Genomic DNA, 24,972 nt, shown 5'->3' on the forward strand with positions numbered 1-24,972 from the left:
GCTGCCATTACCTTGATTTCCTTGATCATGTGGCTCAATTAATCATTCACCAGACACGCCCTAAAAGAGGAGGTTATATCATTGAAACCAAAAAGAATTTTCTCCCTTTCTCTAGTTGTTGCTTTAATTTTTTCTGTTTTTGTACCTAATGCTAATGCAGAAAACGTTGAATTGATCAATGAAAATGATGCTCTTAAAGCCGCCAAAAAATATTCTCAAAAGATAGGAATATGGGAAGATGCAGAATTTGTAATAGATTCACACCTCTATGATATTGATGATAGCTTACTTGGTTACCATATGCTAGTTAAAATTAATAATGAGTTAGCAGGTTATCTTGTTGTTTCCGCAACCAAAGATCGAGGACCCGTTATGCAATATGGAACCAATATCAAATCGGTTAGAATAATAAATGAATTAAAGTCTAAACAAGAAAAAATCTATTATTTGGGTGCCTCAGACTATGTTGGTGCAAAAAGCAGCACAAATTTAAAAGAGAAAATAGATACTGCTAAAAAAACTATGTTAACAGAATTAGAGAGCCAAAATTTAAAAAACAGCGAACAGTACAATGTAATAAAAAATAAAGAATTACGTTCACTCCCTAAAGATCCTAACAGTCAAGACTTATGGAATTCATTGCTTTCAACTGATGTAGAACCAAAACAAGATGTAACAGTAGAAGCAGAGTATCAAAAATATTTGGATGTTGATCCAATTTCACAACGATTAAGTGGAATTAACTATCCAAATTCCTCTTGTGGTCCAACCACTGCCGCTATGATTGTAGATTATTATAAATCAAGAGGATATAATGTCAAAGCTGGTGTAGATTATCCCCAAGGGGATGTAGATCTTATCAACCATCTATATGGTGAAATGTATTCATCTTATTATGGAACAGTTGGTAATGATTTCGCAGCAGGTCTATTACAGCATTTAAGACATGTAAACAGCAATTGGTTGGTGGCCAGATCTCCTGGAGAAGGATATTACGGTACTTACCAATCTTACATTCAGGGTAATGCACCTGTAGCTATTATGTTCAACGAGAGATATAGTGATTGGTTTAATGATGATGCTAAATGGCACTGGTTAGCTGGTTATGGGTATAACAATACGAGTGGTTCATATTTTTACGTAAGAGACCCTGACGCTGAGTGTTCAAAACAAGGAAGTACAGCCTCAAGTTGGTGTTGGGATTCATATAAATGGGTTGATTATGATCAAGATATGGAGCTAGTTTATTCTGAATATAACTGGTAAATCAAAAGGCTCGTTCTATAAACCGGCCTTTTTAAATTGATAAAATTCATTTTGCTCGAATGCAATACAATTCTATAAACAAACAAATCATTGTATAAACACAAACAAAAACCTTGCTTTTACTTCAGCATGGATTCATCCATTTCCTGTTCCCATTCGCTATGTAGCTTCTCTAAATTCCAACTTCCATCCTTAACGGGATTGAAAGTCGGGATTTTGTATTACATGATCTCTTAGCGGGGAAAATTCGCGTTTTGACGGCGGGATCCCTAGAAGCGTTTTAATGTTCATTCGTAACCAAATTGCCATTTAAGTCCATAGGAATTACAGGTGGATCAATTGAATGTATGGATAAACGTTGCGTTCAAGTTATCTCTTTTGCCAAAGCGTCCTTTATTTGGGCGCTTTTTTGACGTTATGGCCACTCAATCCCGACAATCCGATTTAACTTAACTCGCTTCTTAATGCTACCATTCTCAAGAACCATTTCTCCAGCAACCAGATCCACTTTACCGAGGAACCCGCAGAAGACCTCTACTCCTTGTTTCGTTGCACTTGAAACGATAATAGGCTTCTCATTCTCGATGGCCTCGGATAGCATCTGATCCCACTCTTCCCATTTCTGTTCGTCTGGCTCAGGTGGTATGTATTCTTCTTGTTTCATTAGCTTCAAGGCTTCGACATGCTCAGGTAACATGATTCGCATTGACGTGAAGAGGCGGTTGCCGCGATCCAATGCACTCATACACGATCATTCCTTTCAATTTCCAGTTTAACCAAACATTTGTTCGTTATCTACTAGAAATTGATTCCAATGAGATTCCTTAGCCCCAGGGACACAATCTCCGGAGCATTACTTATGCCACAGCACAAAAACAGGCCCCTAGAACCGCTTCTAAGGCCCCTGTTTTTCATCCCGAATACCCTAGGTACCCCCAAGGTTTTCATTTTTGAGTTTTTGCACGAATCTCTAAAGTGCGCCGATTCATTACCTCAACACACAAATCAGCGATACTCTTTGCGTTCGTGAAAATAACTTGTTTGGTGATCGGGTCAATGTATTGGCCCAAGCCTGGACTTAGTTTTACTTCCATGTCGTTGTTGTCATCAATGATGAATTGCATGACTGTATCATGGATACTATGGATTTTGTAATGATCTAGGGCTCGGGCAGTAGATTCCACCAACGGGATAATTTTCTCGTGGATATCAGGATACATATCCTGCGCAATGCCTTCATTTAGGATGAAGTCCAATCCATTCGTTGTTTTATCGAAGCGGAACAAGAAGATCAATATGTACACTCCCTATCGATTTTAGTACATACTGATCATACCAGAACCCCATAAAAAAAGAGGCGTTATTTCGCCTCAGAGCCATTGAATATATAAAAGAGCATGCTTGCCCCTGCACCTCTGCACCCCTGCCGCCCTCAGGCATTATCTCTCGTATGCGGTCACGGTGATCTCAGCGCTTCAGCTCATGCTCTGTCGATTTCATTTATTGCCACTATTTGCGCGGTTTATACATCAAAACAGTGTAGCTTATTGGATACATAAATTTCCTTTTCATGCAGATCGATTGGTTCATATACACAGGGCAATGAAGATGATTCATAGGAAAGACATTATTTTTTGACTAATCGAGCTATGTGTGTTATCCTAATATTATGTTGATTAGGTCTCAGACCTAGCATTTAGCTACAAACCCCCCGTATTTTTCGGGTAAAATCAGTTTGTAGCTAACGGAGTTATGCAGGTTTTGAGCATCGAGAATCCCCGAAAGCCAGTAATGGCGGAGGGTTCCATTGTATCCATTTTGGAATTAGAACATAGACTTGCATGTAAAATGGAGATTCTCTCCAACTATTTTCCGTTCCATTGTATCCATTTTGGAATTAGAACATAGACCTTTGGTTTGTCCAACAAAAACTGGAATTTGTTGATCAAGTTCCATTGTATCCATTTTGGAATTAGAACATAGACTCTATCGCTTGGTTCCGGATAAAATCACAGCGAAACACGATCGTTCCATTGTATCCATTTTGGAATTAAACAAATAACCTCCTCTGATTCATTCAGGGGAGGTTGTCTTATGATAGATTCCATTTCTTGAGCAGATGGCACCAAAATCGACGGATGCTACTTTGGTTCTGCTTGACCTTCTCTTTTCAGGAGAATTGTGATAAAATATTGATTAGTAAGAAGCTAATCGCTTCTTTTTCTCAGAATGAAAAGTTGCGTAAAATTAGTATTTTGTGCAACTTCTACATAAATCACAAACGAAGGAATCAGGTCTCACGGAGGTGCTAAGCGTGAAAAAAAAGTTGCGTAAAACTCATAGAGTCCTTTTTTGAGCATCTCGAACAGGAGGGAATGAGTTCAAAAACAATCCGCACATACCGCAATATCCTTTCGCAATTCGAAACATTCGTTACTAAAAATGGCGGTGACCTAAACAACCTCACCCGAGTCGATGTTCAAAGCTATATAAATCACATGGAGCAGGAGGGCAAAAAGCCATCGACGATCAACAACCACTTTGCTTGTCTGTCCTCTTTTGCTCGATTCCAGAAAAAGACATATATAATGGAAGGGATTCGTCGGCCAGAGATTAGACGCATCCAAAACATCGCCCCCAAGTCCCTTGATCGGAATGAACGGAACCGATTGCTGCGTGAAGTGGAGAGAGAGGGGAAGCTCCGGAATATCGCCATTGTTTATATGCTGTTATATACCGGTCTTCGCGTATCCGAACTGGTTGCCTTGAACCAAGAGAATGTAACGATGGGAGAACGATCAGGAAGTGTCTTGGTAAGAGAGGGAAAAGGAAGTGTTTCGCGTCGGGTCCCGTTGCCGGCCGAGGCTCGTTTCCATCTTAGACGGTATCTGGAGGAAAGAGCAGAGAAAGGAACATTGGATCTACCGCCCTTGTTCATCTCCAACTATCAAAAACGGATCAGCGAGAGAAGTGTCCAAGACATGTTAGCCAAGAAATTCAATATCCATCCTCACATGCTACGCCATACTTATGGCAGGGAGCTGGTTGCCAATGGGGTGGACATCGCCACGGTGGCCGAATTAATGGGCCATGCCGATATTAACGTAACCCGACGATATGCGAAACCAACCGAAAGAGAACTGAAAGAAGCCGTATCGAAGGTTTTTGGGTAAAACGTACGTTATCTCACAAGAAAACCTCCCCTGAATGAATCAGAGGAGGTTGTTTGTTTAAGTCCAAAGTGGATTCAATGAAACCATGTGATACGGCAGCATGGCATGGAAGGGATTGTAATGAAAAAGTATTTGTTCTAATTCCAAAATGGATTCAATGAAACCCTCCGCCATTACTGGCTTTCGGGAATTTCCGATGCTCAAAACCCGTATAACTCCGTTAGCTACAAACTGATTTTACCCTATAAATACGGGGGAGTTTGTAGATAAATACTAGGTCTGAGCTCTAATGAACATAACATTAGGATAACATTCGATTAGTCAAAAAATACTGTCTTTCCTATAAATCGCCATCATTGCCTTGTGTATATGAACCAGTTGATTTGCTGATAAGGAAATTTATGTATCCATTTAGCTACAACCTGAGGGCAACAAGATACGCTTGAATTGAAAGCCCATTCACCACAGGCCGCCTTTTCCGTTGATTTCATCCGTTACGGATCCGAAGCCAAAACGCTCCACACCATATTCAGGCCCCACAGTCTTCGGGCTCGACAAAGTCAGCCATGCCCACCCCCTCTTTCTTGGAAAAAGAGGGGGTTTTTCACATCCTTCCCGGATGAACGACAAAATTTATCGATTTCACGAAGGAAATAAGTTGAAAATAGAGAATATTTTATCCCCAAACAAAACTTCCGCAAAATCGTTCATAAAGGTGGGAAATCCATGTTTAAAAGCAAAACCCCCCAATTTTTCGACCAGAAGAAAAGGAAGATTGAGGGTAGCGTTGCAACAATTGAGAAGATTGAGCTGGGCGGGCATGAGCAAACCATCATGATTCGTGGACGGGACTGCAACCATCCGCTCCTTTTGTTTCTTCATGGGGGCCCTGGATTTGCCCAGATCGGCTTTGCACGCCATTATCAACAAGAACTGGAAAAGCATTTTCTGGTTGTTAATTGGGATATGCGTGGGACGGGAAAATCATTCTCCTCTCATCTCTTAAAAGCGGACATGACCATCGATCAACACCTTGAAGATATATACCAACTGATTCACTATCTACTGGAGAAATTCAGCCAAAAACGCATCTTCTTAGCCGGACATTCTTGGGGAAGCATCCTCGGGATGTTGTTCGCCAAAAAACACCCCGAGCTCCTGCATGCCTACATCGGGATTGGGCAATTGAGCAATGTGGAGAAAGGGGAGCTCATCTCCTATCAGCATGTGCTGATCCACGCCCGCCAGTTGGAAAAGCGACGTGCCGTTTCCGCATTGCAGAAGCTGGGTTATCCTCCTTACCAGCGGACACGCGACTTGTTTGCCCATCATAAATGGGTCTCCCGATTCGGGGGCGATGTGAGAAAAGGAAGCATCTTCCGCTTTCTGTTGCGTGGCGTGTTCTCATCCGAATACACCTTGCTCGATTGGTGGCGTTATTATAAAGGGCTGCGTCTCCATATGCGCAGCTTTGGCCGGGAGATCATGCGCGCCAACCTTTTTGAAGAAGTGGAAGAACTGTCGGTTCCCGTGTACTTCTGTGTGGGGAAATATGACTATCTCTCTCCGCATGAGTTGCAACAGCGGTTTTTTGAGCATCTTTCCGCACCTAACAAAGACCTTATATGGTTTGAAAATTCTGCACACTGCCCCCATCTGGAAGAGCCGCCATCGTTTTTGATCACAATGTTGCGCATCAAAGAAGAGTTGCTCATTTATAAGCAAAAAGACCTATTAAAGCTCAAAAGCCCTCTTGGCGTAGCCCAATCAGGATAGTCTGTTTTGCATCCTCCGCTCAAAGGCGGCTGGGCTTCTTATCAAAAAGGCCACGGTAAGGCACGTGCGATGGGCGCATGAACCCATCGCACGTGCCTTTTTGGGGTGGATTTTCCACAGAATGAATTGAATATTCGACCGATTATGGTTAAGATGAATATGAACCGTGTTTATCCATCAAGGAAATTGCTTTCAAACATAGGACAGTTGTGGAAAAGTATTTGATCTTCGATCAAGTACTTTTTTCGTTTGAGAGGTTTGGTGAAAGAGATTCATCTCAGAAAAACAAAGGGGTGAGAGGCTTGAAGAAACGAATTTGCATCATTGGCAGTGGTACCGCAGGTCTGCAATTGGCTTATGCCCTTAAGGAAGATTTTGATGTCACCGTCATTCACCATCGCTCCCCAGACCAGATCAGAAGCGGTCGAATTCGATCCACGCAAGTCCATTTTGGATCGACTCGAACGCGCGAAAACCGTTTTAACATGCCAAAATGGGAAGAACGGTCTCTGATTGAAAGCATCCATATCACCCTTGGACAACAAAAGCTGTTTGTCGGCAAATTGAAAGAGCCGGCGTTATCCGTTGACCAACGATTCACTTTCTCACATTGCATGCGGGATCTTGCTGAGAAAGGCGTCCCTTTCCGTTTGGAACGAATAGATAAAGAGAAAGCGGAAACCCTCATCGATGAGTTTGATCTGATTATTGATTGTACGGGAAAGACAGGACCGGTGCTGCCGTTTGCCATTGAGAAGGACTTGTCTCCATTCCAAGCGCCCCGGAGAAAATGCATCGTCGGTTATTTTGTGGGCGTCAAACCAACCCAACCCCTTGGAATCGGCGTGACCGTCCTTCCGGGATTGGGGGAGATGTTTGAGATCCCCGCCATCACGGAACAGGGCCCGGTCACCATCTTGTTCATTACCGCCGTACCCCATAGTGAGTTGGATGGGTTCAAGGGAATCACACAGGCTGATGAATTTGTTCGCCAAATGACAAGCACTGCACAAACGTTTTTCCCCGACATTGATAAACGAATCAATGCGCAACATTTCGCTTTATGCGATGAAAACGCGTTTTTGCAGACAGCGGTCACACCCGTTGTGCGAAAGCCATACCTCATGCTAAAAAATAAGTTGGTCATCGGGTGTGGGGACAGCGTTTTTCTTAATGACCCCATCACCGGGCAAGGCTGCAATCTCACTTCATTCTGTGCCGAACAATTGTACGAAACGCTGATTGACCACAAGGATGCAACTTGGGATGAACAAACAGGAGAAGCCTATTGGCATCGAACCAAACCATTCGTAAAGAAGGTAACCGAATGGACCAATGCCATGACCTTGCCGCTGCCCGAACATGTTGTCCAATTGCTGTTACAAGGGGCGCAAAACCAAGCCAAAGCAGACGAAATTGCGGAATGGTTCGCCGATCCGTCAACCGCGCATCAAGCCTTTTTCCCCACATCGGCCACAAACGGCAGGGAATAGACCGTTTGCTCTCTGCCACGCATCGCCTAGGGCGTGTCTGATAAATATGTCGACGGCTCCAAAACCGTTTTCCCATTTTTGACCATCTTAAACACTTGTCAAGATGGTGTCGATTATTTTCTGAAAACACTTCCCGTGTCGAATGAGAAAAACAAGAAAAACAACGCAAAACGGTGGCTTTCCAACATGAAAACATGAACAATTGCCTTAAGGGCGCTTAAACTTCCAGGAAAAGACTTTAGAAAATCAAGTTTTTATGAGAAAATGTTAAGTAGGAAAAGGAACGTGTCTCGCGTATCTCCTCTTTTACAGGTAGTGGATGACAACACCGCCATACTGGAAAGGAGAGAATGTCTTGAAACTAAACAAATCCTTACAGTCAGAAGATCTACTACTTCCAGCTTCCGAAACCGCTCCTTGTTCCATCTGTGGCAAAGAAGCACATTATGTGGAAATTAGCTTTGAATCGCCGATCTGTTCAACCGAATGTGCAAAACAGATGTGGAAACACTATGTGGACACCCAGGTATCACGCAAATATCGAACAATCGATGAATGGCCCCATTCGCCGAAAGATAAATAAAACAGCGTACAGCCTAATCCATGACATGGGCTGTACGCTGTTTTTCTATTGTTGGAGCGTTAAAGGGCCGATCCTCTGTTTCTTCAGGCGAGTGGCTTCCTTCAGTTCTTTTTTTTGATCAACAAAACGGTACTCCGGCTTAACCGTGCGCTTTTCAAGATCGACCGGCATCATGATAAACGCATCTTTGTACACATCCACGACAACATAGGTGGTGTTTCCTTCTTGCGCAACCAAGTATTCCACTTGATTGGACGCGATCAGATAGCCGCTGGCCCGGGAGATGGACACAACGATCACAACAAACACGAGGCCCGCCCAAACCCACCGTTTGTGCACGGCCAAAATAAACAACACGGTCGTAAAAAAGATGTACAAGAGAAGATAAAAACAAAACATCAACAAGGATTGCTTCACTTGAAAATCCAGCTTTAAACCCAGCATCAGCCCAACCGCAAGCGGCAATAAGATCGGTAACAGATATTTTCCCACCCGCCGCAATTCCGCATATTGCGTAAAAACCCAAAACAACAGCCCCACGGCCACAATGCAGGACATCGACAGGACAATCACGTTCAAACTGATATCCGCATAGAGCGAAGGCAGGCCGAAATAAGCTTTATAGGCGCTGTCCGACAAATAAGCGGCGAAATAGCCCAATCCCGTCACCGTTCCCAAAGCCAATCCTTCAGACAAATGAACTCCTTTTGCCACTGAGACATCGTTTGCGTTCTCTCTCTTTTCTAACCAATCCGCTAGCATGACTGTACATCGCCTCAAAATCATGAAGTTTGACTATCATAAATGAAATAATCCACCAATTAGGATAACTTTATTTTAATATAAAATAAATGATGATTTGGGATCATTTCAACTGACGCAAGCTGAATATCCATGCACTTGGCAGAATCATCGACGATCATTGGGGTGGTATCATCCCAAAATCCATCTGGACGAGTCCCGATTCACCTCGGAAGCTGTCCTGGGGTTAGAATCGTTTTCCCATTTTGAAGTGATTTTCTATATGGATCAGGTCAGCACTGACAAGATCCAAACGGGTACGCGACACCCACGAAACCGCACAGACTGGCCTCGGGTCGGCATTTTTGCCCAACGCGCCAAAAACCGCGCCAATCAATTGGGTTTGTCCCGTTGCCGACTCTTAAAAGTGCAAAGATTGACGCTGACCGTACAATCCTTGGATGCGATCGATGGCATTCCCGTAGTGGACATCAAACCATACATGGAAGAATTCGCAGCCGAAGGCCCGATTAAGCAACCGACTTGGTCAAAGGAATGGATGCGTGACTACTATGCGCCATTTTCCTCCAAAGATACGTGATTCCGTCATTGATGAAGCCTATGGTCAGTTGCTTTCACCATTAAAAAACCCTTCTATCCGCTTAGGGAAAGAAGGGTTTGTTCTGTTACATCAAGACGATTCCCACCGCAGAAACCACCGCGATCAAAATCCCCACCAGTATAAAGAAAGTGTAATAAGCCGTCCCTTTTTGATCCAAATGCATAAAAGTAAAGAGTTGCAAGAACACTTGAATCGCAGCCAGGACAAGGATCAGCGGCAGAATCATGCTCGTTGGAACGATATCATACATCACAAGGGCGAACGCGACAACCGTCAGCGCGATCATGAGCACGAACGATAAAATGTGTTTCATCGCGCTTTCAGGCTTGGCCGGTGAAGCGTGATTGGATGTGTTTTGCTGCTGTGCCACCGCTTAACCCACCTTTCCGAGCAAGTATACCAAACTGAAGATGAATACCCAGACAACGTCGATGAAGTGCCAGTACAGGCTGGACACAAACAGCTTTGGTGCCGTCTCTGTGTTGATGCCGCGTCTGGCCGCTTGAATCATCAGCGTGGAAATCCACACAATCCCGAAAGTTACGTGCGCACCGTGTGTTCCCACCAACGCATAGAACGAAGAACCAAACGCGCTGCTCATGAAGGTGTGCCCTTCATGAACATAGTGAATAAACTCGTAGATCTCCAGTCCCAAGAACGATGCGCCAAGGAGTACGGTGATTCCCAACCACAATTGCATCGTCTTTAACTTCAATTGATTCATCGCCAACATGGCCAACACGCTGGTCAAGCTACTGGTCAACAGGATGGCCGTAGCCAAGGCAACCAGCTTCAAATCAAACAGTTCACTTCCTTCTGGCCCACCCAGCGATTGGTGGCGCAGAGCGAGATAAGTACCGAATAAGCAAGCGAAGAGCACCGTTTCCGCTCCCAGAAAGAGCCAGAAACCAAGCACTTTATTTTTTCCTTCAAAGGTTGCCGTCTCCAGATGGTTAGGCATATTTGGGCTTGCTTTTACTTCCGAATGTGCTGCCATTATGCCTTAACCCCCTTATTCGCTTCTTCGATTTCATGAGGTTCAATATGGTACCCATGATCCTGGTCAAAGGAGCGCAAGAACATGGACACAATCACTACAATTAAGCCAATGATCCCCATCGCATAGTTGTCACGGGCGATAAACCCAAACCCTGCGACAAAGAAACCGATGGACATCAGCAAAGGAATATAAGACGGGGATGGCATATGAATCGAGCCGAGCGGTTCCGCTGCTGGCATTTCTTTGTTGCCCGCTTGTTTCTCCATCCACCATGCGTCATAACCGCGAACCAATGGCGTTTGCGCAAAATTATACTCCGGCGGCGGCGAAGAGATGGACCATTCCAGAGTACGACCGTTCCAAGGATCGGCCGGCGCTTTGGCCCCTTTCTTGAAAGTGAGCCAGATGTTGAAGATGAAGGCTAACGTACCGATCACCATGCCGAACACACCGATCGTGCTCACCAGGTTCAATTGCTCCAATCCCACGCCGGCTTGATAAGTGAACACACGGCGCGGCATACCGAACAGTCCCAAGAAGTGTTGTGGGAAGAAAGTGAGATGGAAACCAATCAAGAAAGTCCAGAAATGGATTTTTCCCAAGGTTTCGTTCAACATCTTGCCAAACATTTTTGGCCACCAATAATATGCTCCTGCAAAGAGACCCATGACGGTACCACCGACGAGCACGTAGTGGAAGTGCGCCACGACGAAATAACTGTCTTGATATTGGAAGTCAGCCGGTGGCAATGCCAGCATAACCCCGGTCATCCCACCCATGACGAAGGTTGGGATAAATCCGACGGCGAACAGCATGGCTGTCTTAAACCGGATTTCACCACCCCACATCGTAAACAGCCAGTTGAAGACCTTAATCCCCGTAGGCACGGCAATCGTCATCGTCGCCACCGCGAACACGGAGTTAGACCAAGGACCCAAACCTACCGTAAACATGTGGTGCACCCACACCATGAAGCCCAAGAAACCGATCAATACCGTCGCAAATACCATGGATGTGTAACCGAACAAGCGTTTTTTGGAGAACGTGCTGATCACATCCGACATGATGCCGAAAGCCGGCAGAATCACGATATATACTTCCGGGTGACCGAAAATCCAGAATAAGTGTTCCCAGATCACGGAGCTTCCGCCCATCGTATGGTCGAAGAAATTCGCTCCAAACAGGCGGTCAAACATTAACAGCAAGAGAGCCACCGTCAGCGCTGGAAAAGCGAACAGGATCAGGGCCGAAGTGACAAATGACGTCCAAGTGAACAGCGGCATTCTTAAGAAGGTCATGCCTGGCGCACGCATGTTGATGATGGTGACAAGGAAGTTCAAACCACCAATCAGCGTACCGATACCGGAAATCTGCAAACCCAACACATAGTAGTCTACCCCAGGGCCAGGGCTATAATCATTCAGCGCGAGCGAAGTGTAAGATGTCCAGCCCGCGTCAGGTGCCCCACCAAAAATCCAGCTCAGGTTGAGGAGTACTCCCCCCGCCGTAAACAGCCAGAAACCAAGAGCGTTCACAAACGGAAACGCCACGTCACGCGCTCCGATTTGCAAAGGTACCACGGCGTTCATCAGACCGAAGATCATCGGCATCGCAGCCAAGAAGATCATCGTCGTACCGTGCATGGTCAATAGCTGGTTAAAGGTATCGCCCACAAACAGGTCGTTGTGGGGAACAATCAACTGCAAACGCATGAAGAATGCTTCGATACCACCGATGAGGAAGAAGAAGAAACCCGAGATGAAATACAATATCCCAATCTTTTTATGGTCCACCGTGGTGAGCCAATCCCATGCTTTGCTCTTCTTGAACTTCGCGATGGTTTCTTTGTTATAACCACCGGTCAAAATCGCCGTGATGAACAAAGCAAAGACGATTAGCACGATAAGCGTCCCCATGGTGTTCCCTCCTTCTTAAACGAGATTCGATTATTTTTTGTACTGGAAAGCCGTACATTACTCTTTACTTGCGGCTCATCAGATAATCAACCAATGCGTCCATTTCTTTCGGCTCTAAGTAATCGATTTTCGGCATGAGCGCACCTGGTTTTACGCTTTGTGGATTTTTGAGCCATTTTCTCAGGTTCTGGTCATCATGCTTCAGGATCCCGGCAATGGTCTCACGATTGCCAAACTTGCTCAAGTCCGGGCCTTGAATGCGCGGATTGGTTCCGGCATGGCAACCCAGGCAGTTTTGCATGAAGATCTTTTCGCCTTCTTTTTGGCTCGCGGTTTGTGCGACAGCCGGCTTTTGCATTTGCGCTACCCACTTGTCAAACTTAGCCTGATCGTCCGCGAATACTTTGAAGTCCATCAAGGCGTGTCCAGCTCCACACAGCTCCGCACACTTCCCTTGGTATACACCAGGTTTCTGCGCATCCAACCACATCGTGTTTACACGACCAGGGATTACGTCGATCTTCCCGCCAAGCGCTGGTACCCAGAAGGCGTGCAATACATCTTCACCATGAATTTCAAGATGAACCTTTTTCCCTACTGGAATATGTAATTCCTGGGCGGTCTTGATATTCAATCCTTCATACTGGAATTCCCACCAATATTGATGCCCAATAACTTTCACTTTGATGGCATCGTCCTCCTGCGGCACTTCCGCTAAATCAAAGGTGTAAGTGACCGTAGGCACTGCCAATACCGCCAGCAGGATGATCGGCACGACAGTCCAAATGATCTCAAGAGTGACGCTGCCGTGAGTTTGTTCAGGCATCACATCTTTGCCTTTGCGTTTTCTAAAGCGGATAAGGACATAGATAAAGATCGTAATTACCACCGCAAAAACCCCACACATGAGGAAGAAGCTCCACTTGATGAGGTCAAGCTGCTTTTGCCCCGCAGTACCGGACGGATCCAGGACGTTTAAGCTTGGATCCCCTTGACAACCGGCGAGAACCAGTGTCGCGAGAACCAGTACTGTCAAGACTCGCCACATTCCTTGTCGACTCACCACGATCAAACCTCACTTTCTGTTAACTTGACCCGCCTCGTGTCACCACCCGAGGCGGATCACTGATTTCACAGTGCAAATGGCATCTATATCAAGCTATTTATAAGCACTGTTCCTATTTTGTCAGCATTGCGATGCTTTCTGTTATAACCACATCCAGCATGATGACCAACAGAATCGTTGTCAAATAAATCAAGGAATAGAAAAACATTTGTTTCGACCATTTTTCTTGATCATCTGTATAGAATCCCTTGATTGCCAGAGCAATATAGATGACACCTAAACACAGGGCGCATACGAGATAGAACCAACTGTTCGCTCCAGTTACAAAGAGCAATACGGATGATGGGATTAATAATAACGTAAAGATCAGCGTCTGTTTCTTGGTCTCCTTCAACCCTTTGACAACGGGAAGCATCGGAATGCCCGCTCGGCGATAATCATCCGCTTTCCGTATCGCCAGCGCAAAAAAGTGCGGAGGCTGCCACATAAACAGAATGAGGAAGAGCGCCCAGGCATTCAAATCAATCGAATTTGTTACAGCAACCCAACCAATCATCGGAGGGACCGCACCAGAAAAACCACCAACGACTGTATTCAACGTGCTCGTTCGCTTCAGCCACATGGTATAGATGAAAACATAAACCACAAAGCCCACCAATGCCAAGACGGCGCTTAAGAGATTTACACCTATACCCAGGACAAGCATGCCCACCACAGTCAAAATAATTCCATACCACAGCGCAACGGTTGGTTTCATCCTTCCCTCTGCCACCGATCTTGTCTTGGTGCGCTCCATCAACGGATCGATATCGCGGTCGTAAAAGTTATTGATCGCACAACCGCCCGCAATGACCAACGCCGTACCAAGCAGGGTAAACACGAGCGTGCTCCAATCGAACAACGTAAACCCCGCCGCCAGAAAATAACCGACAAAGGTGGCAAACAGATTGCTCTTGTTGATCCCCGGTTTGGTCACTTCCACAAAATCGCGCCAGGTTGCCTTTGAGGCTGCTTCAAGCGATTCTAAAATCGGATCAGCAGCTGATTGCTGAGGCATAGATCGTTCCACCATACAGACCTCCTTTCCAACCAAGAAACCTATGAGCCAGTTAACCGTTTTCACACGACCAAGAAGGGGTTGGAGTACCCACTTATTGTCATTCGTGTAGAATATATTTGGCTATAACACACAAAAAAATGTAACCCCATAGGCTCAATCGTCCTATGATATTACATTCCATTTCTCAAATATTGGAATTGAGAAATGTCAAAAGCCATGCTTTATACCAACATCATTTTAGTTGATCAGAATGAGGGATGCAAGCGTGGGTAAAAGAGCGATCTAGGCAACAAATCAATATTTACCAGTATTATTGCCTTCTTATTGCGATTCTCTTCACAAACTCCCTTATTCAATAGTCTAATCGATGCGATCAGGAGAAAGATGACATATATGTGAACAATTTTTGATAAGCGATAAAAGACACAGAGGGTTCTCTTTTGGTCGGTAGAATTCACGACGAATCCAACCCAATTTCTGTTCATCCAGGTAGTTTGCACCAGCCGCATTGTTAAAAAAGCTGCTTTTCCATGGAATGAAAAGCAGCCAGGATACATTTATTTTTCATTATATTGCTTACTCGTATTCAGCCATTTGATCACTTCCACACAAGTGCCCGAGTCCACCGGGATCTGTTTCATTTCATCCATCAACATGTCCACATGCTGTAATCCCGACGTCTCGCCAAAGACCTGTTTCTTCCCTTTGGTAATTTCCTCAAAGTTGGATATGCCCGGTCCCGCATCTTGAACCTGGATCTTTAACCCTTTTCGCGATTCTTCCTCGACAACATCAACTGAAATGGTGCCGTTATCCGCATACTGAATCACGTTGCGCGCAAGCTCTGATACAGATTGGACGATGCGTGCTTGATCCAATTCATCAAAACCCATTTCCCGGGCCATTTCCCGCACTTCACTGCGAATGTGTACAATATCCCACTCATAATTGATTTGGAATGTTTTACGCATGTTTTCCCTCCATCAAACCGCTTGCGTCCTGTTCTGTATTGCTATTTTCCTCGGGCTTGCTTCCCAGATGTTGCACATTGAACAACCGGGCATAGAGGCCACCTTCGCGTAGTAGCTCTTCATGCGTTCCCCGTTCAACCACTTTCCCCTGATCGACAACCAAGATTTGATCGGCATGGGTAATGGTGGACAAACGATGCGCCACAATGATGGTTGTCCGGTCTCTCGCCAGACGTTCAAGCGACTCCTGTACTAGATGTTCTGATTGTAAATCAAGGGCCGACGTGGCCTCGTCAAGGATGAGGATGGCTGGGTTCTTCAAGAAGACCCTAGCCAAAGCGATCCGTTGCTTTTGGCCGCCTGACAGTTTTACGCCTCGTTCACCGATTTCCGTCTGGTACCCTTCCGGCAATCCCGTGATAAAGTCATGGGCGTTGGCCGCTTGGGCCGCTGCCACGATTTCGTCCATGGTCGCATCGATTTTGCCCATTCGGATATTTTCTTCAACCGAGCCGCTAAACAAAATGTTTTCCTGCAACACCAATCCCATATTCTGGCGCAAACTGGCCAGGGTAATCTCACGGAGTTCGTGTCCGTCTATGCGGATCTCCCCTTCCGTGACATCATAAAACCGAGGGAGAAGCGAGATGATGGAAGACTTTCCGCCACCGCTCGGTCCAACCAAAGCCACCGTTTGCCCCGGCTCAATCTCCAAATCGATTCCGTCCAAGATCCAGTCTTGGCCCTCATGATAACGGAACCGGACTTGGGAGAACCGGACACTCCCCTTCACATCGGCAATTGGCTTGGCTCCCGGAAGATCGGTAATCTCATACGCTTCATCCATAAATTCAAACACGCGATCCATCGATGCGAAAGCTTGAGTTAACGTGGTTGAAGAGTTGACCAAGCGGCGGATTGGATTGTAAATCAAACCCATATATCCGTAAAAAGCGGTCATTTCACCAATCGTTAATGTTCCTTGTATCACAAAATAACCGGATAGCGCAATCACGATGATGGGAGCCAAATCCGTTAGCGTATTGATTGAGGCGAACGTCTTGGCAACCCACTTCGTATGCGTCATCGCCTTATGGAGAAAATGTTGGTTTCGCTTTTCAAACTGCGTTTGTTCATACCCTTCCAAATGAAACGCCCGAATCACGGAAATGCCTTGAATCCGTTCATGCAGATGCCCTTGCAACTCGGCCAGTGCCTGCGAACGCTCCTTTGTGAACCGGCGCATGTTCTGGAAAAAATATTTCACAGCCACCCCATAAAACGGGAAAATGATGAGGGAGATGACAGTCATCAAGGGATCAAGATAAACCATCATCCCGATCGCAATCACTAGAGTTGTAAAGTCAAGCCAGATATTCATCATCCCGGTGATGACAAATTCCTTGGTTTGTTCCACGTCGTTGATTACGCGCGAAATGATCTGGCCCACTTTTTGGTTTTGGTAAAACCGCAAGGATAGTTTTTGAATATGATCAAACAATAGATTACGAATATCGTATAATACTTTGTTTGCCGTCCATTGCGCAAAGTATTGCCGATAATACTCTACAGGCACGCGCACCACGGTAAATAAAAAGAAAGCCCCGGCGATGACCCAGGCCAGTTTTTCTAATTTGTCTTGATTAGACAAATGAGAAAGCAGTAGATCATCCACTACGTATTTCAAGATTAAAGGCAGTAAGAGCGGGATACCAAATTTGATAATCCCGATTACCATGGTAAGCGCAATCTCTTTCCAGTAGGGTTTGACAAATTGGAGATAGCGTCGCATACTCTCCATCCAATTCAACTCCCGAACAATGAACATGGACACGGTACCCATTATAGCAAAGGAAAATAGAGAGTATGTGAACAACGCCGAGAAATTCCTTTTACGAATCTAAACGGTTCCGTGCCCCCAAAAGTTATTGTCTATTTTATGACAGATTGATAAACGATGCGGGCCAGTTCTTTTCTCACCTGATTGATATTGGGTCCCGTGCGTACAGGATGGACTCGATTCGTCAACAAGATCACGACCACTTTCTCTTCCGGCGCCACAAAGAGCGACGTACCTGTAAAACCAGTATGGCCAAAGGTCGTCGATTTAGCAAATGGTCCCATATACCAAGACTGGTTCAATTCCCATCCCAAGCCGCGGTATGCGTCGGAGATGTGCCCCGTTTGCAGCCCAATCATGGCGCGCACTGAAGATGGCTGAAGAATCTGTTTGTCTTTCCAAACCCCTTTATTTAAAAAGAGCGCGGCCACCTTCGCCAGATCCTCGGCAGAGCTGAATAAGCCCGCATGTCCCGCCACTCCCCCCAACGCCCAAGCCGTTTCATCGTGCACCTGTCCCCAAACCAATCCCCGCTTGGTGTTTGTCTGCATCTCTGTCGCCGCAATCCGTTTCTGAAGCCATGCCGGAGGTCGATACATGGTGGAATGCAAGCCCAGCGGTTTCAAGATGGTTTTCTGCACATAACGATCCAAGGAAACGCCACTTGTCGCTTTCACCAACTCCCCCAACACGATGTAGCCAACATCGCTATAGATGACTTTCGTGTTTGGCTGCGTCTCCAACTCTTTAGCGAACGCGGCTTGAATCAAGTTCGCATTCTTAGTGACCGGTTGATTGGGTCGCACGAGCGAGGCTGGCAGTCCGCTCGTATGGGACAGCAGTTGCCGCACAGTGACATGGCTTTTTCCATTGGAAGAAAAGTCTGGAATATATCTGGCCACTGGTGCGTCCAACTCGATTTTTCCCTCCTCATGCAACTTCATCACGGCCATCGCCGTAAAGATTTTGCTGAGCGACGCAATATCATAGATGGTCTGATTGCTCGCGCGTTGTGGCTGTTTAGCCGGCCTTTTCCGATCGTCCTGGTAACGGTAGGCATAGCCGAACGATCGCAGGTATTCCGTCCGTCCAGCTTGGGCGACCAACACCGTGCCACCTGAAAAAACTCCTTGGTCAATCGCCTTTTCCATCAGTTGATCTATTTGTTTAAGACGCTCCACTGATAAGCGCCCCGCTTTCCCGTATCCGTTGAATTCAAAGAGCGGTGGATTTCCGTAGGCAAGAATGGTGACCAGCACGATAAACAGGAGCACGATTCCTGTCCCCCAATCCCGCCTCTTTTGGTTCAATAAGCTTCGCATGACTCCCCCTCAACTAAAACCACACGTGTCATTTCCCATTCCATCGTCCCATTTCCCCCACAATTAATCACATTATACCGCAACGTTCCTGAATTTTCATTCAAAAAAAGAAGACCCGAAACTCCTCAATGAGTTTCGGGTCCGTTCGATTAGTGACGGGCTTTTTCTAAAGCTGGGAGCAATTTGGGGTTGAGGATTTTGATGTAGGTTCCTTTCATCCCCAATGAACGGGATTCCACGACACCAGCCGATTCCAATTTGCGCAGGGCGTTGACGATCACGGAACGGGTAATGCCGACACGGTCCGCGATCTTGCTGGCAACCAAGAGCCCTTCCAATCCGTCTAATTCGTTAAAGATATGCTCAGCCGCTTCCAACTCACTGAAGGAGAGCGAGTTGATCGCGAGTTGCACCACCGCACGACTCCGTGCTTCTTCTTCTACTTGTCCGGCACGCTCACGCAGAATTTCCATGCCTACTACGGTTGCCCCATACTCAGCCAAGATGAGGTCATCTTCGCCGAATTCAGCGTTCAAGCGGGACAGTACCAGCGTACCCAAGTGATCTCCACCGCCGATGATGGGCACCAAAGTGGTAAATCCTTGACGGAACATGTCTTTCATTTCCGTTGGATAAGCGGTGTACGGACTTTCTACGCCCACGTTTGGCATGGTTTTGTCCACTTCCATCAACAGCTTGGCATAATCGGTTGGGAATTCGCGCGTTTTGATGTATTGGGCCATCCGCTCGTTTTCTACCTCATGGTTAATGGCCAAGCCCAACATTTTGCCCTCCGGGCTCACTACGAAAATGTTTGCACCGATGATGTCGCACAGTGCTTGCGCGACTTCGTCAAAGTCCACCAAATGATGACCTACGTTTCTTTGAAGAATTTTTGAGATACGGCGAGTTTTTGTTAACAGATCCATTGCTAAATGCCTCCTAGTAATTTGATACAGTTTGTATGTTTATTGAGCCGTCCATACTGACGTCCGATTGGGCTCCAGGACGATCTTGTTAGGGATTAACTTGGGAAAGTAGGATAACACTTACCTATTATGCGACATTTCATTTGGAACGCAATTTGATTTTTGTGAACAATTTTTGACTTTTATACCTATTTTAAATTATTCCCTTCAGCAAGTAGTTATAGCGGTGTAGCCAAAGAAGGGCGCCACAAAATCAATTCCACTTTCCCATCAATCAAGGTAAAAGGAACGAGTCCAACGCCGGAATATCGGCTATCCCTTGAGGCATAGCGATGGCGATTATCTCCCATGACAAAAACGGTCTCTTTCCTTACCTTGACCGGTCCAAAATCCCCGTCTTCGATCAAGCTGTCGATATACGGTTCCCGCACCTGCTTTCCATTGCGATACAGTCTTCCTTGGCGTATCTCAATGGTGTCTCCCGGTAACCCAATCACCCGCTTCACCAGATAACGCTCTGGATCAGACGGATCGCGGAAGGTGATCACATCACCCACCTTTGGTTTGTCCAACAAAAACTGGAATTTGTTGATCAATAAATGATCTCCATCGTGCAAAGTCGGCTGCATGGAAGTGCCATTCACCACAGAGAATGCAATCCCGTAATGATTGACTGTCCAAGCAAATAGGCAGGCATATATCAGTAACATCGCCCAACCATATAGCCGTCTTACTTGCAACATCTCATCCACTCCATCAACCTTCTTCTGCAATAGTCAGGTACTGATGATACCAATATGGAGCGAACTCAGGAGCAAATGGTTCCGCACGGCGATGAATTTTATTTTCCAACTTCTCTTTCGCCTTAAACACCTGTTCGCAACCTTCACAGGATATTGATATATAAGGCGATTTTTGGCAAATTCATCCTCATCTATCCAGCGATGGCGACCAGGTTCCACAGAGGGTTCGAAGTCGTAATTGGAGTGGCGTTGTCCACATCGTAGCGCTTAAGCTGAAACGCCTCGGCACACAGCACAACCGTATGGAACCAATCAAGTTTGGAAAAATGACAAACTGCCAATTTAGACGTCTCCCACACATCCCCATCTTTTTCTACCATTTGTGTATGATAGTTGGCAAGTATCAATGACTCATCTGTTCACAAAATGACGGGTTTTTTCCAAACTATGTAAATGATCCTTCCGTGTTTATAACTCTCCACTTAAACGGTATCATCAACGTGAAGTGCGGTTTGATTCACTTTTTGCACCCTATTTTTCTTTATTTCCAAAAAAAGAAAAAGATAAAACATCCAAAACTCAGAATTTAATACAATTGCTTTTTTGGGTTGATTTACCAGATATTCGCGTGTAGAAGGCGGGGCAGTCACAGTAACTGTCACACTTGGGATTACCCTCTTTCCCCTTCGTTCGGCACTCCGCTTTGCCAGTCCTTCCCAATCCATAGCTTTGAATTGGATATTTTTCGAACATTGCGAAATTGGATGGGCCACTCTGCTGACTTGCTTCGCACACGCGTTTTTCCTTAACTTACCACAATCCCGACAGAAAAGAAAAAGAAAAACCGAACCAAAAGTCCGGTTTTTGTGACGATTCTGTGTACGCTTTTGCCGCAGGCATATTCGGTGCTTCGGTGGAGCATGCCACAATGAGCATTCACTGTTTCTGCATATTCATATCTTGGTATGAGGACAGATCTCTATCTTTGCGGGCAAGCAGGTTGGCCCCCATCTCAATTGAGCGCTCCTTGGCTCGCAGCACTGCCCGTTTCATCGCTTCAGCCACTTCATATTGGCGCAATATCTCCAATCCCGCCATCGTCGTTCCGCCTGGCGAAGTCACTTCATGACGCAGTTGTCCCGCTTCTTTTCCCGTCTCCACCAGCATATGCGCCGCTCCCAACAGCGTTTGGACGGTTAATTGGCGAGCCGTTTCGGCTGATAATCCCGCCTGGACCCCCGCCGCTTGGAGTGCTTCCACCATATAGTAAAAGTAGGCCGGACCACTGCCTGACAATCCGGTGACAGCGTCCATGGCCCCCTCATTGACCCGAATCACCGAACCAATACTCTTGAATATGCGCTCTGCCATGGACAGCTGCTCCTCCGCCACCCCGTTTCCCCCACATAGTGCCGTCGCGGATAAACCGACCGCACAAGAGGTGTTGGGCATGGCGCGAACCACAGCCATCCGGCCCCCCAGGGCTTGCGCGATGGTTTCGGTCGAAATTCCGGCGACAACGGAGATGAATAATTGTTCACGACTTAAACGCGACCTCCATTCGGATAAAGCTTCCAACACATCTTTCGGTTTTACCGCCAGAATCACGATATCCGCTTGGGCAACATGGCCGATTGTTTGTTTGTCCGCGGTCAAGTGATATCGGTCGATCAATTCCGATAAGCGAAGCTGATCGGTGCGGTTGACCAGTGAGATTTTATCACTGGTCACTTCTTGTTTCGCGAGCAACCCGGCCAAAATGGACTCTGCCATCGAACCAGCGCCAATAAAACCAATTGTCCGCTCTCTTAACATGTCTGCTCCCCCTTATTAAAAATAAAAACACCCCCTTACGCCCCAAAGGACGAAAGAGGGTGTTCTTCCGCGGTACCACCTTTGTTGGCACGCGATTCACTCACGTGCCCAACTCCATGCGATTGTCCATCGCAACCTGATAACGGGAAGGATCCCGAACTGGCTCTTCACCAGTCGCATCGGAGAATGGGTTCGAACAGCCATACTGGCAAGGCCTCTCAACCGATGGGCCTCACTCTCTGTACAGTTGGACTTGCTCTACTAGTCCTCGTCATCGCGTTTGTTCCGAATTATTTCTTAATATTATGCAAAAGCCTGTATAGAAAGTCAAGTAAAAAATTGCATCTTGTGTTAACAATCCATGTGGATCTCATCAAATGGAGAAAACTTCCACCCCATCCGCAAGAAATATTGAGGGAACAGTCAGAAAATATTATTCCGACGAATCATACCAACCGTTTTCAACATTAAAATTTTATATCCAATTTCATATATCAACAGAAATAACATGCTTGTTTACAAATTAGACAAGAATTCATATACAAGAAAAAATGATTTGTTTAATGAATTTTAAATTGAAAGCGCATTCAAAGTGTAGTATTCTTAATACTATATAGGTATCCTAAAAATGAGAAAGGGTTTGGATCAAAAAAAATCTGCCTAAGTTAGGCAGACAACAATGCATGTCATTCCCTTATAACAAATAAAAAGAAAAACTAACCAGTACGTTCATGTGGACCGGAAGATACCGAGTAAAGTTCCTTTTCCAAACGCGTAGAACAACTATTGGTATATCCAAGGTACTGATAAAAAGGAAACAACTTTTCCGTACCTTCGTCCACCGTGATCCAAATCCTTTTCACACCCTTTTGCAAAAAGCGTTGCTCCAATTCGCGCACCAGCATCGTGCCAACTTTGCGCTTTTGGTACTCAGGATGAACAGCCAAGCAGTAGAAGAACCCCGTATGCCCATCCATGGTACCCACTATCGCTCCCACCACTCTTTTATCCGGCGCTTCTGCTACGATTACCAAATCACGATCAAAGCCTAGTTGCTCTGCCAAGACTTGTAGTGTTTCTTTTTCTTGCTCGTGTGATGCGGTCATTTGCCAGATCTGGGAGACATCATGGGCATCGGCAAGCTGAAAAGACCGTAGGCGCATAAAGTTTCTCCTCCAATGGGGAAATATACATCTAATTTGGCTTTTTTATTGTAACTCAAGATTGATTTCCATTTCAATCCGAGTCTGTATGGAAGGTTTATCTAGAACATACAGGTTTCAGCTCTTTTGCCGCCTTCCATAGCCAAGGTACATAGAATGCCAACGTCAAGCCCAAAAAGACTGAAAATGTCGACAATGACCAATGAACGACTACCGAACCGGCCAGCAGCATGATCCAAATGCTGAGGGACCACCAACTCAACCGACGGGAAAAACCCTGGGTGTAAAACATGGCGGCGGTATAAATAAAGCCCCCGACCGCTAAACATGATGGGGCAAACACGGTGGCAAGGTGTGAGAGCAAGGCATCCCATTCTTTGACATGATGCAGTAAAGCAGTGGTCGGCATATGAACAAGGTACTTCAACAAAACCGGATACAACACCATTTGAATCACATAATGAAGCGCAAGCGCTGCATTGCCTATCAACTGAATCATCCAAGCCCATTGCAGAATCAACCGAAATTGTTTGTCCAAGGCGTAAGTCAAAATGCCGAAAGTGCTGACAAAACTCAAACTGGATAAGAGCAGACTTGACCAAGAAACCGTCACAAGCCATTCATTTTGCACGATAAACTTCGTCCGCATGACCCAACTTCCATTCATGGCATGGACGAGCACAAAGAGCATGAAGAGGCCAGCCAACCCATGCAAGCAGGCAGAACTTCTAAAAACCCAGGCAAACCACATTCTTCTTGCTCCAGAAGATGATGACGCCAACACCGCTTTCACCTTTGGGAGTCCTCTTGCCATCTTTCCCCCCCTCACCTGCCATACCTATCCCCTCTTCTTATTTTAGCATATTTGCGTAAGAAGTCCCCCACTTCTAAAGTGGCGGGATGAATGGTGTTTTGTTTAGTATCCCCATTACGGGGATGTTTATAACAAACTTTTTTCTAGGCAGGAAAGAAAGGAGACTTTATAGAAAACAAGGTACGCACATATGTGCTGTACTTTGATAAAAGCGAAACAACGCTCCATCCTTCCGCTTGGCCTCTATCATGACATCCAGTTGATCAATATGGGAAGCGGCCATCGTTAGAAAAGGATAGATATCATCCAACTCCACATAATCCGCATGCCCTCGATGATCCGTTTCACTTTTGGGACTGAGATATGGATCTTGGGGGAAAACGGTTCCCCTGACCAAGTAGACACAACTCTCGGCCTTAAGCTTTCCACGGTTTCCCCTTGGTGATTGCAGCGGTGGTGATGAGAATGATTTTTTCCATCGTAAGTTTCGGCTGTCCAATTTGTTGAAAAGCTTTCACTGTCATGGTTTTGGCTGGCGATGCGTTTTTCACATGACTGCTCATCGCCACAAACCCAAAGCGCACAATCATACGATCACCCTTCGTAGCATGCCCCTTGCTTTTATTTGCCACTCGAGTGGCGGGCCGTCACCCTTTGCATACAAAAAACCTGTTGACCA

The 24,972-nt window shown here is 45.9% G+C and carries 24 protein-coding genes; 5 read left to right on the plus strand and 19 right to left on the minus strand.

All coding sequences use genetic code 11. The features are described 5' to 3' along the window. Window positions 1-81 precede the first annotated feature (81 nt). The gene (locus ACFQNG_RS06050) at window positions 82-1,266 is read left to right on the plus strand and encodes a C39 family peptidase (RefSeq protein ID WP_379863994.1); all 1,185 of its coding nucleotides are present in this window, start codon (window positions 82-84) and stop codon (window positions 1,264-1,266) included. Between the two features lie 415 nt (window positions 1,267-1,681). On the opposite strand, the gene ACFQNG_RS06055 is transcribed toward ACFQNG_RS06050, so the two are convergent. Next, the gene (locus ACFQNG_RS06055; RefSeq protein WP_379863995.1) at window positions 1,682-2,011 is read right to left on the minus strand and encodes a YolD-like family protein; all 330 of its coding nucleotides are present in this window, start codon (window positions 2,009-2,011) and stop codon (window positions 1,682-1,684) included. Between the two features lie 199 nt (window positions 2,012-2,210). After that, window positions 2,211-2,561 carry a hypothetical protein gene (locus ACFQNG_RS06060; protein ID WP_379863996.1) on the minus strand — a complete coding sequence of 117 codons (351 nt, stop codon included), beginning with the start codon at window positions 2,559-2,561 and terminating at the stop codon, window positions 2,211-2,213. Between the two features lie 1,044 nt (window positions 2,562-3,605). Here ACFQNG_RS06060 and ACFQNG_RS06065 point away from each other — a divergent pair. The 3 genes from ACFQNG_RS06065 (at window position 3,606) to ACFQNG_RS06075 (ending at window position 7,708) form a co-directional block, all read left to right on the plus strand. Beyond that, a complete protein-coding gene (locus tag ACFQNG_RS06065; protein ID WP_379864044.1) occupies window positions 3,606-4,439 on the plus strand; it encodes a tyrosine-type recombinase/integrase in 834 nt (277 codons plus the stop codon). A 726-nt stretch (window positions 4,440-5,165) separates the two neighbouring features. Beyond that, window positions 5,166-6,215: an alpha/beta fold hydrolase gene (locus ACFQNG_RS06070; RefSeq protein ID WP_379863997.1), complete on the plus strand. Its 1,050-nt coding sequence runs from the start codon at window positions 5,166-5,168 to the stop codon at window positions 6,213-6,215. Window positions 6,216-6,517: 302 nt separating this feature from the next. Further along, entirely contained in the window at window positions 6,518-7,708 is a 1,191-nt protein-coding gene (locus ACFQNG_RS06075; protein WP_379863998.1) for a styrene monooxygenase/indole monooxygenase family protein, read from the plus strand. Window positions 7,709-8,336: 628 nt separating this feature from the next. Here the strand turns inward: ACFQNG_RS06075 and ACFQNG_RS06080 are convergent. After that, entirely contained in the window at window positions 8,337-9,053 is a 717-nt protein-coding gene (locus tag ACFQNG_RS06080) for a hypothetical protein (RefSeq protein ID WP_379863999.1), read from the minus strand. A 160-nt stretch (window positions 9,054-9,213) separates the two neighbouring features. Here ACFQNG_RS06080 and ACFQNG_RS06085 point away from each other — a divergent pair, with 160 nt between their 5' ends. Then, window positions 9,214-9,633: a TrmO family methyltransferase domain-containing protein gene (locus ACFQNG_RS06085; RefSeq protein WP_379864000.1), complete on the plus strand. Its 420-nt coding sequence runs from the start codon at window positions 9,214-9,216 to the stop codon at window positions 9,631-9,633. Window positions 9,634-9,718: 85 nt separating this feature from the next. Here ACFQNG_RS06085 and ACFQNG_RS06090 read toward each other — a convergent pair whose 3' ends face one another. The 16 genes from ACFQNG_RS06090 to ACFQNG_RS06165 all read right to left on the minus strand — a co-directional run bounded on the left by ACFQNG_RS06090 (window position 9,719) and on the right by ACFQNG_RS06165 (window position 24,883). Then, complete coding sequence (locus ACFQNG_RS06090; RefSeq protein WP_379864001.1) at window positions 9,719-10,024, minus strand: cytochrome C oxidase subunit IV family protein; 306 nt, start codon at window positions 10,022-10,024, stop codon at window positions 9,719-9,721. Between the two features lie 3 nt (window positions 10,025-10,027). Then, window positions 10,028-10,651 (minus strand): cytochrome (ubi)quinol oxidase subunit III, encoded by a 624-nt coding sequence (locus tag ACFQNG_RS06095; RefSeq protein ID WP_379864002.1) that lies wholly within the window; start codon window positions 10,649-10,651, stop codon window positions 10,028-10,030. Further along, window positions 10,651-12,570, minus strand: coding sequence for a cytochrome c oxidase subunit I (gene ctaD / locus ACFQNG_RS06100; protein ID WP_379864003.1), 1,920 nt, complete (start codon window positions 12,568-12,570; stop codon window positions 10,651-10,653). Before ctaD ends, ACFQNG_RS06095 begins: the two co-directional genes overlap by 1 nt. A gap of 64 nt (window positions 12,571-12,634) precedes the next feature. Beyond that, window positions 12,635-13,618, minus strand: a complete 984-nt coding sequence (gene coxB, locus ACFQNG_RS06105; RefSeq protein ID WP_379864045.1) for a cytochrome c oxidase subunit II — start codon at window positions 13,616-13,618, stop codon at window positions 12,635-12,637. Between the two features lie 130 nt (window positions 13,619-13,748). Continuing rightward, entirely contained in the window at window positions 13,749-14,705 is a 957-nt protein-coding gene (cyoE, locus tag ACFQNG_RS06110; RefSeq protein ID WP_379864004.1) for a heme o synthase, read from the minus strand. 548 nt (window positions 14,706-15,253) lie between these two features. Then, a complete protein-coding gene (locus ACFQNG_RS06115) occupies window positions 15,254-15,667 on the minus strand; it encodes an ATP-binding protein (protein ID WP_379864005.1) in 414 nt (137 codons plus the stop codon). Then, on the minus strand, window positions 15,660-17,468 hold the full coding sequence (locus tag ACFQNG_RS06120) for an ABC transporter ATP-binding protein (RefSeq protein WP_379864006.1): 1,809 nt from the start codon (window positions 17,466-17,468) through the stop codon (window positions 15,660-15,662). Before ACFQNG_RS06120 ends, ACFQNG_RS06115 begins: the two co-directional genes overlap by 8 nt. Window positions 17,469-17,599: 131 nt before the next feature. After that, window positions 17,600-18,829, minus strand: coding sequence for a serine hydrolase domain-containing protein (locus tag ACFQNG_RS06125; protein WP_379864007.1), 1,230 nt, complete (start codon window positions 18,827-18,829; stop codon window positions 17,600-17,602). Window positions 18,830-18,978: 149 nt separating this feature from the next. Beyond that, window positions 18,979-19,758, minus strand: coding sequence for a GTP-sensing pleiotropic transcriptional regulator CodY (gene codY / locus ACFQNG_RS06130; RefSeq protein ID WP_379864008.1), 780 nt, complete (start codon window positions 19,756-19,758; stop codon window positions 18,979-18,981). 218 nt (window positions 19,759-19,976) lie between these two features. Next, window positions 19,977-20,501 carry a signal peptidase I gene (gene lepB, locus ACFQNG_RS06135; protein WP_379864009.1) on the minus strand — a complete coding sequence of 175 codons (525 nt, stop codon included), beginning with the start codon at window positions 20,499-20,501 and terminating at the stop codon, window positions 19,977-19,979. Between the two features lie 191 nt (window positions 20,502-20,692). Beyond that, on the minus strand, window positions 20,693-20,842 hold the full coding sequence (locus ACFQNG_RS06140) for a hypothetical protein (protein ID WP_379864010.1): 150 nt from the start codon (window positions 20,840-20,842) through the stop codon (window positions 20,693-20,695). A 141-nt stretch (window positions 20,843-20,983) separates the two neighbouring features. Further along, complete coding sequence (locus tag ACFQNG_RS06145) at window positions 20,984-21,274, minus strand: hypothetical protein (RefSeq protein WP_379864011.1); 291 nt, start codon at window positions 21,272-21,274, stop codon at window positions 20,984-20,986. Between the two features lie 163 nt (window positions 21,275-21,437). Continuing rightward, a complete protein-coding gene (gene proC, locus ACFQNG_RS06150; protein WP_379864012.1) occupies window positions 21,438-22,316 on the minus strand; it encodes a pyrroline-5-carboxylate reductase in 879 nt (292 codons plus the stop codon). 716 nt (window positions 22,317-23,032) lie between these two features. Continuing rightward, window positions 23,033-23,479 carry a GNAT family N-acetyltransferase gene (locus ACFQNG_RS06155; RefSeq protein ID WP_379864013.1) on the minus strand — a complete coding sequence of 149 codons (447 nt, stop codon included), beginning with the start codon at window positions 23,477-23,479 and terminating at the stop codon, window positions 23,033-23,035. Window positions 23,480-23,576: 97 nt separating this feature from the next. After that, entirely contained in the window at window positions 23,577-24,293 is a 717-nt protein-coding gene (locus ACFQNG_RS06160) for a hypothetical protein (protein ID WP_379864014.1), read from the minus strand. Between the two features lie 416 nt (window positions 24,294-24,709). Next, a complete protein-coding gene (locus ACFQNG_RS06165; RefSeq protein ID WP_379864015.1) occupies window positions 24,710-24,883 on the minus strand; it encodes a hypothetical protein in 174 nt (57 codons plus the stop codon). Window positions 24,884-24,972 lie beyond the last annotated feature (89 nt).

Source organism: Laceyella putida, assembly GCF_042665195.1.
Classification (GTDB): Bacteria; Bacillota; Bacilli; order Thermoactinomycetales; family Thermoactinomycetaceae; genus Laceyella; species Laceyella putida.

Excerpts from the sequence above, each read along its gene's own strand:
- ACFQNG_RS06055 (WP_379863995.1), bottom strand. The coding sequence starts at position 2,011 with ATGAGTGCATTGGATCGCGGCAACCGCCTCTTCACGTCAATGCGAATC.
- ACFQNG_RS06070 (WP_379863997.1), top strand. The coding sequence starts at position 5,166 with ATGTTTAAAAGCAAAACCCCCCAATTTTTCGACCAGAAGAAAAGGAAG.
- ACFQNG_RS06080 (WP_379863999.1), bottom strand. The coding sequence starts at position 9,053 with ATGCTAGCGGATTGGTTAGAAAAGAGAGAGAACGCAAACGATGTCTCA.
- ACFQNG_RS06095 (WP_379864002.1), bottom strand. The coding sequence starts at position 10,651 with ATGGCAGCACATTCGGAAGTAAAAGCAAGCCCAAATATGCCTAACCAT.
- ctaD (WP_379864003.1), bottom strand. The coding sequence starts at position 12,570 with ATGGGGACGCTTATCGTGCTAATCGTCTTTGCTTTGTTCATCACGGCG.
- coxB (WP_379864045.1), bottom strand. The coding sequence starts at position 13,618 with ATGTGGCGAGTCTTGACAGTACTGGTTCTCGCGACACTGGTTCTCGCC.
- ACFQNG_RS06115 (WP_379864005.1), bottom strand. The coding sequence starts at position 15,667 with ATGCGTAAAACATTCCAAATCAATTATGAGTGGGATATTGTACACATT.
- ACFQNG_RS06120 (WP_379864006.1), bottom strand. The coding sequence starts at position 17,468 with ATGGAGAGTATGCGACGCTATCTCCAATTTGTCAAACCCTACTGGAAA.
- ACFQNG_RS06125 (WP_379864007.1), bottom strand. The coding sequence starts at position 18,829 with ATGCGAAGCTTATTGAACCAAAAGAGGCGGGATTGGGGGACAGGAATC.
- codY (WP_379864008.1), bottom strand. The coding sequence starts at position 19,758 with ATGGATCTGTTAACAAAAACTCGCCGTATCTCAAAAATTCTTCAAAGA.
- lepB (WP_379864009.1), bottom strand. The coding sequence starts at position 20,501 with ATGTTGCAAGTAAGACGGCTATATGGTTGGGCGATGTTACTGATATAT.
- proC (WP_379864012.1), bottom strand. The coding sequence starts at position 22,316 with ATGTTAAGAGAGCGGACAATTGGTTTTATTGGCGCTGGTTCGATGGCA.
- ACFQNG_RS06155 (WP_379864013.1), bottom strand. The coding sequence starts at position 23,479 with ATGCGCCTACGGTCTTTTCAGCTTGCCGATGCCCATGATGTCTCCCAG.
- ACFQNG_RS06160 (WP_379864014.1), bottom strand. The coding sequence starts at position 24,293 with ATGGCAAGAGGACTCCCAAAGGTGAAAGCGGTGTTGGCGTCATCATCT.
- ACFQNG_RS06165 (WP_379864015.1), bottom strand. The coding sequence starts at position 24,883 with ATGATTGTGCGCTTTGGGTTTGTGGCGATGAGCAGTCATGTGAAAAAC.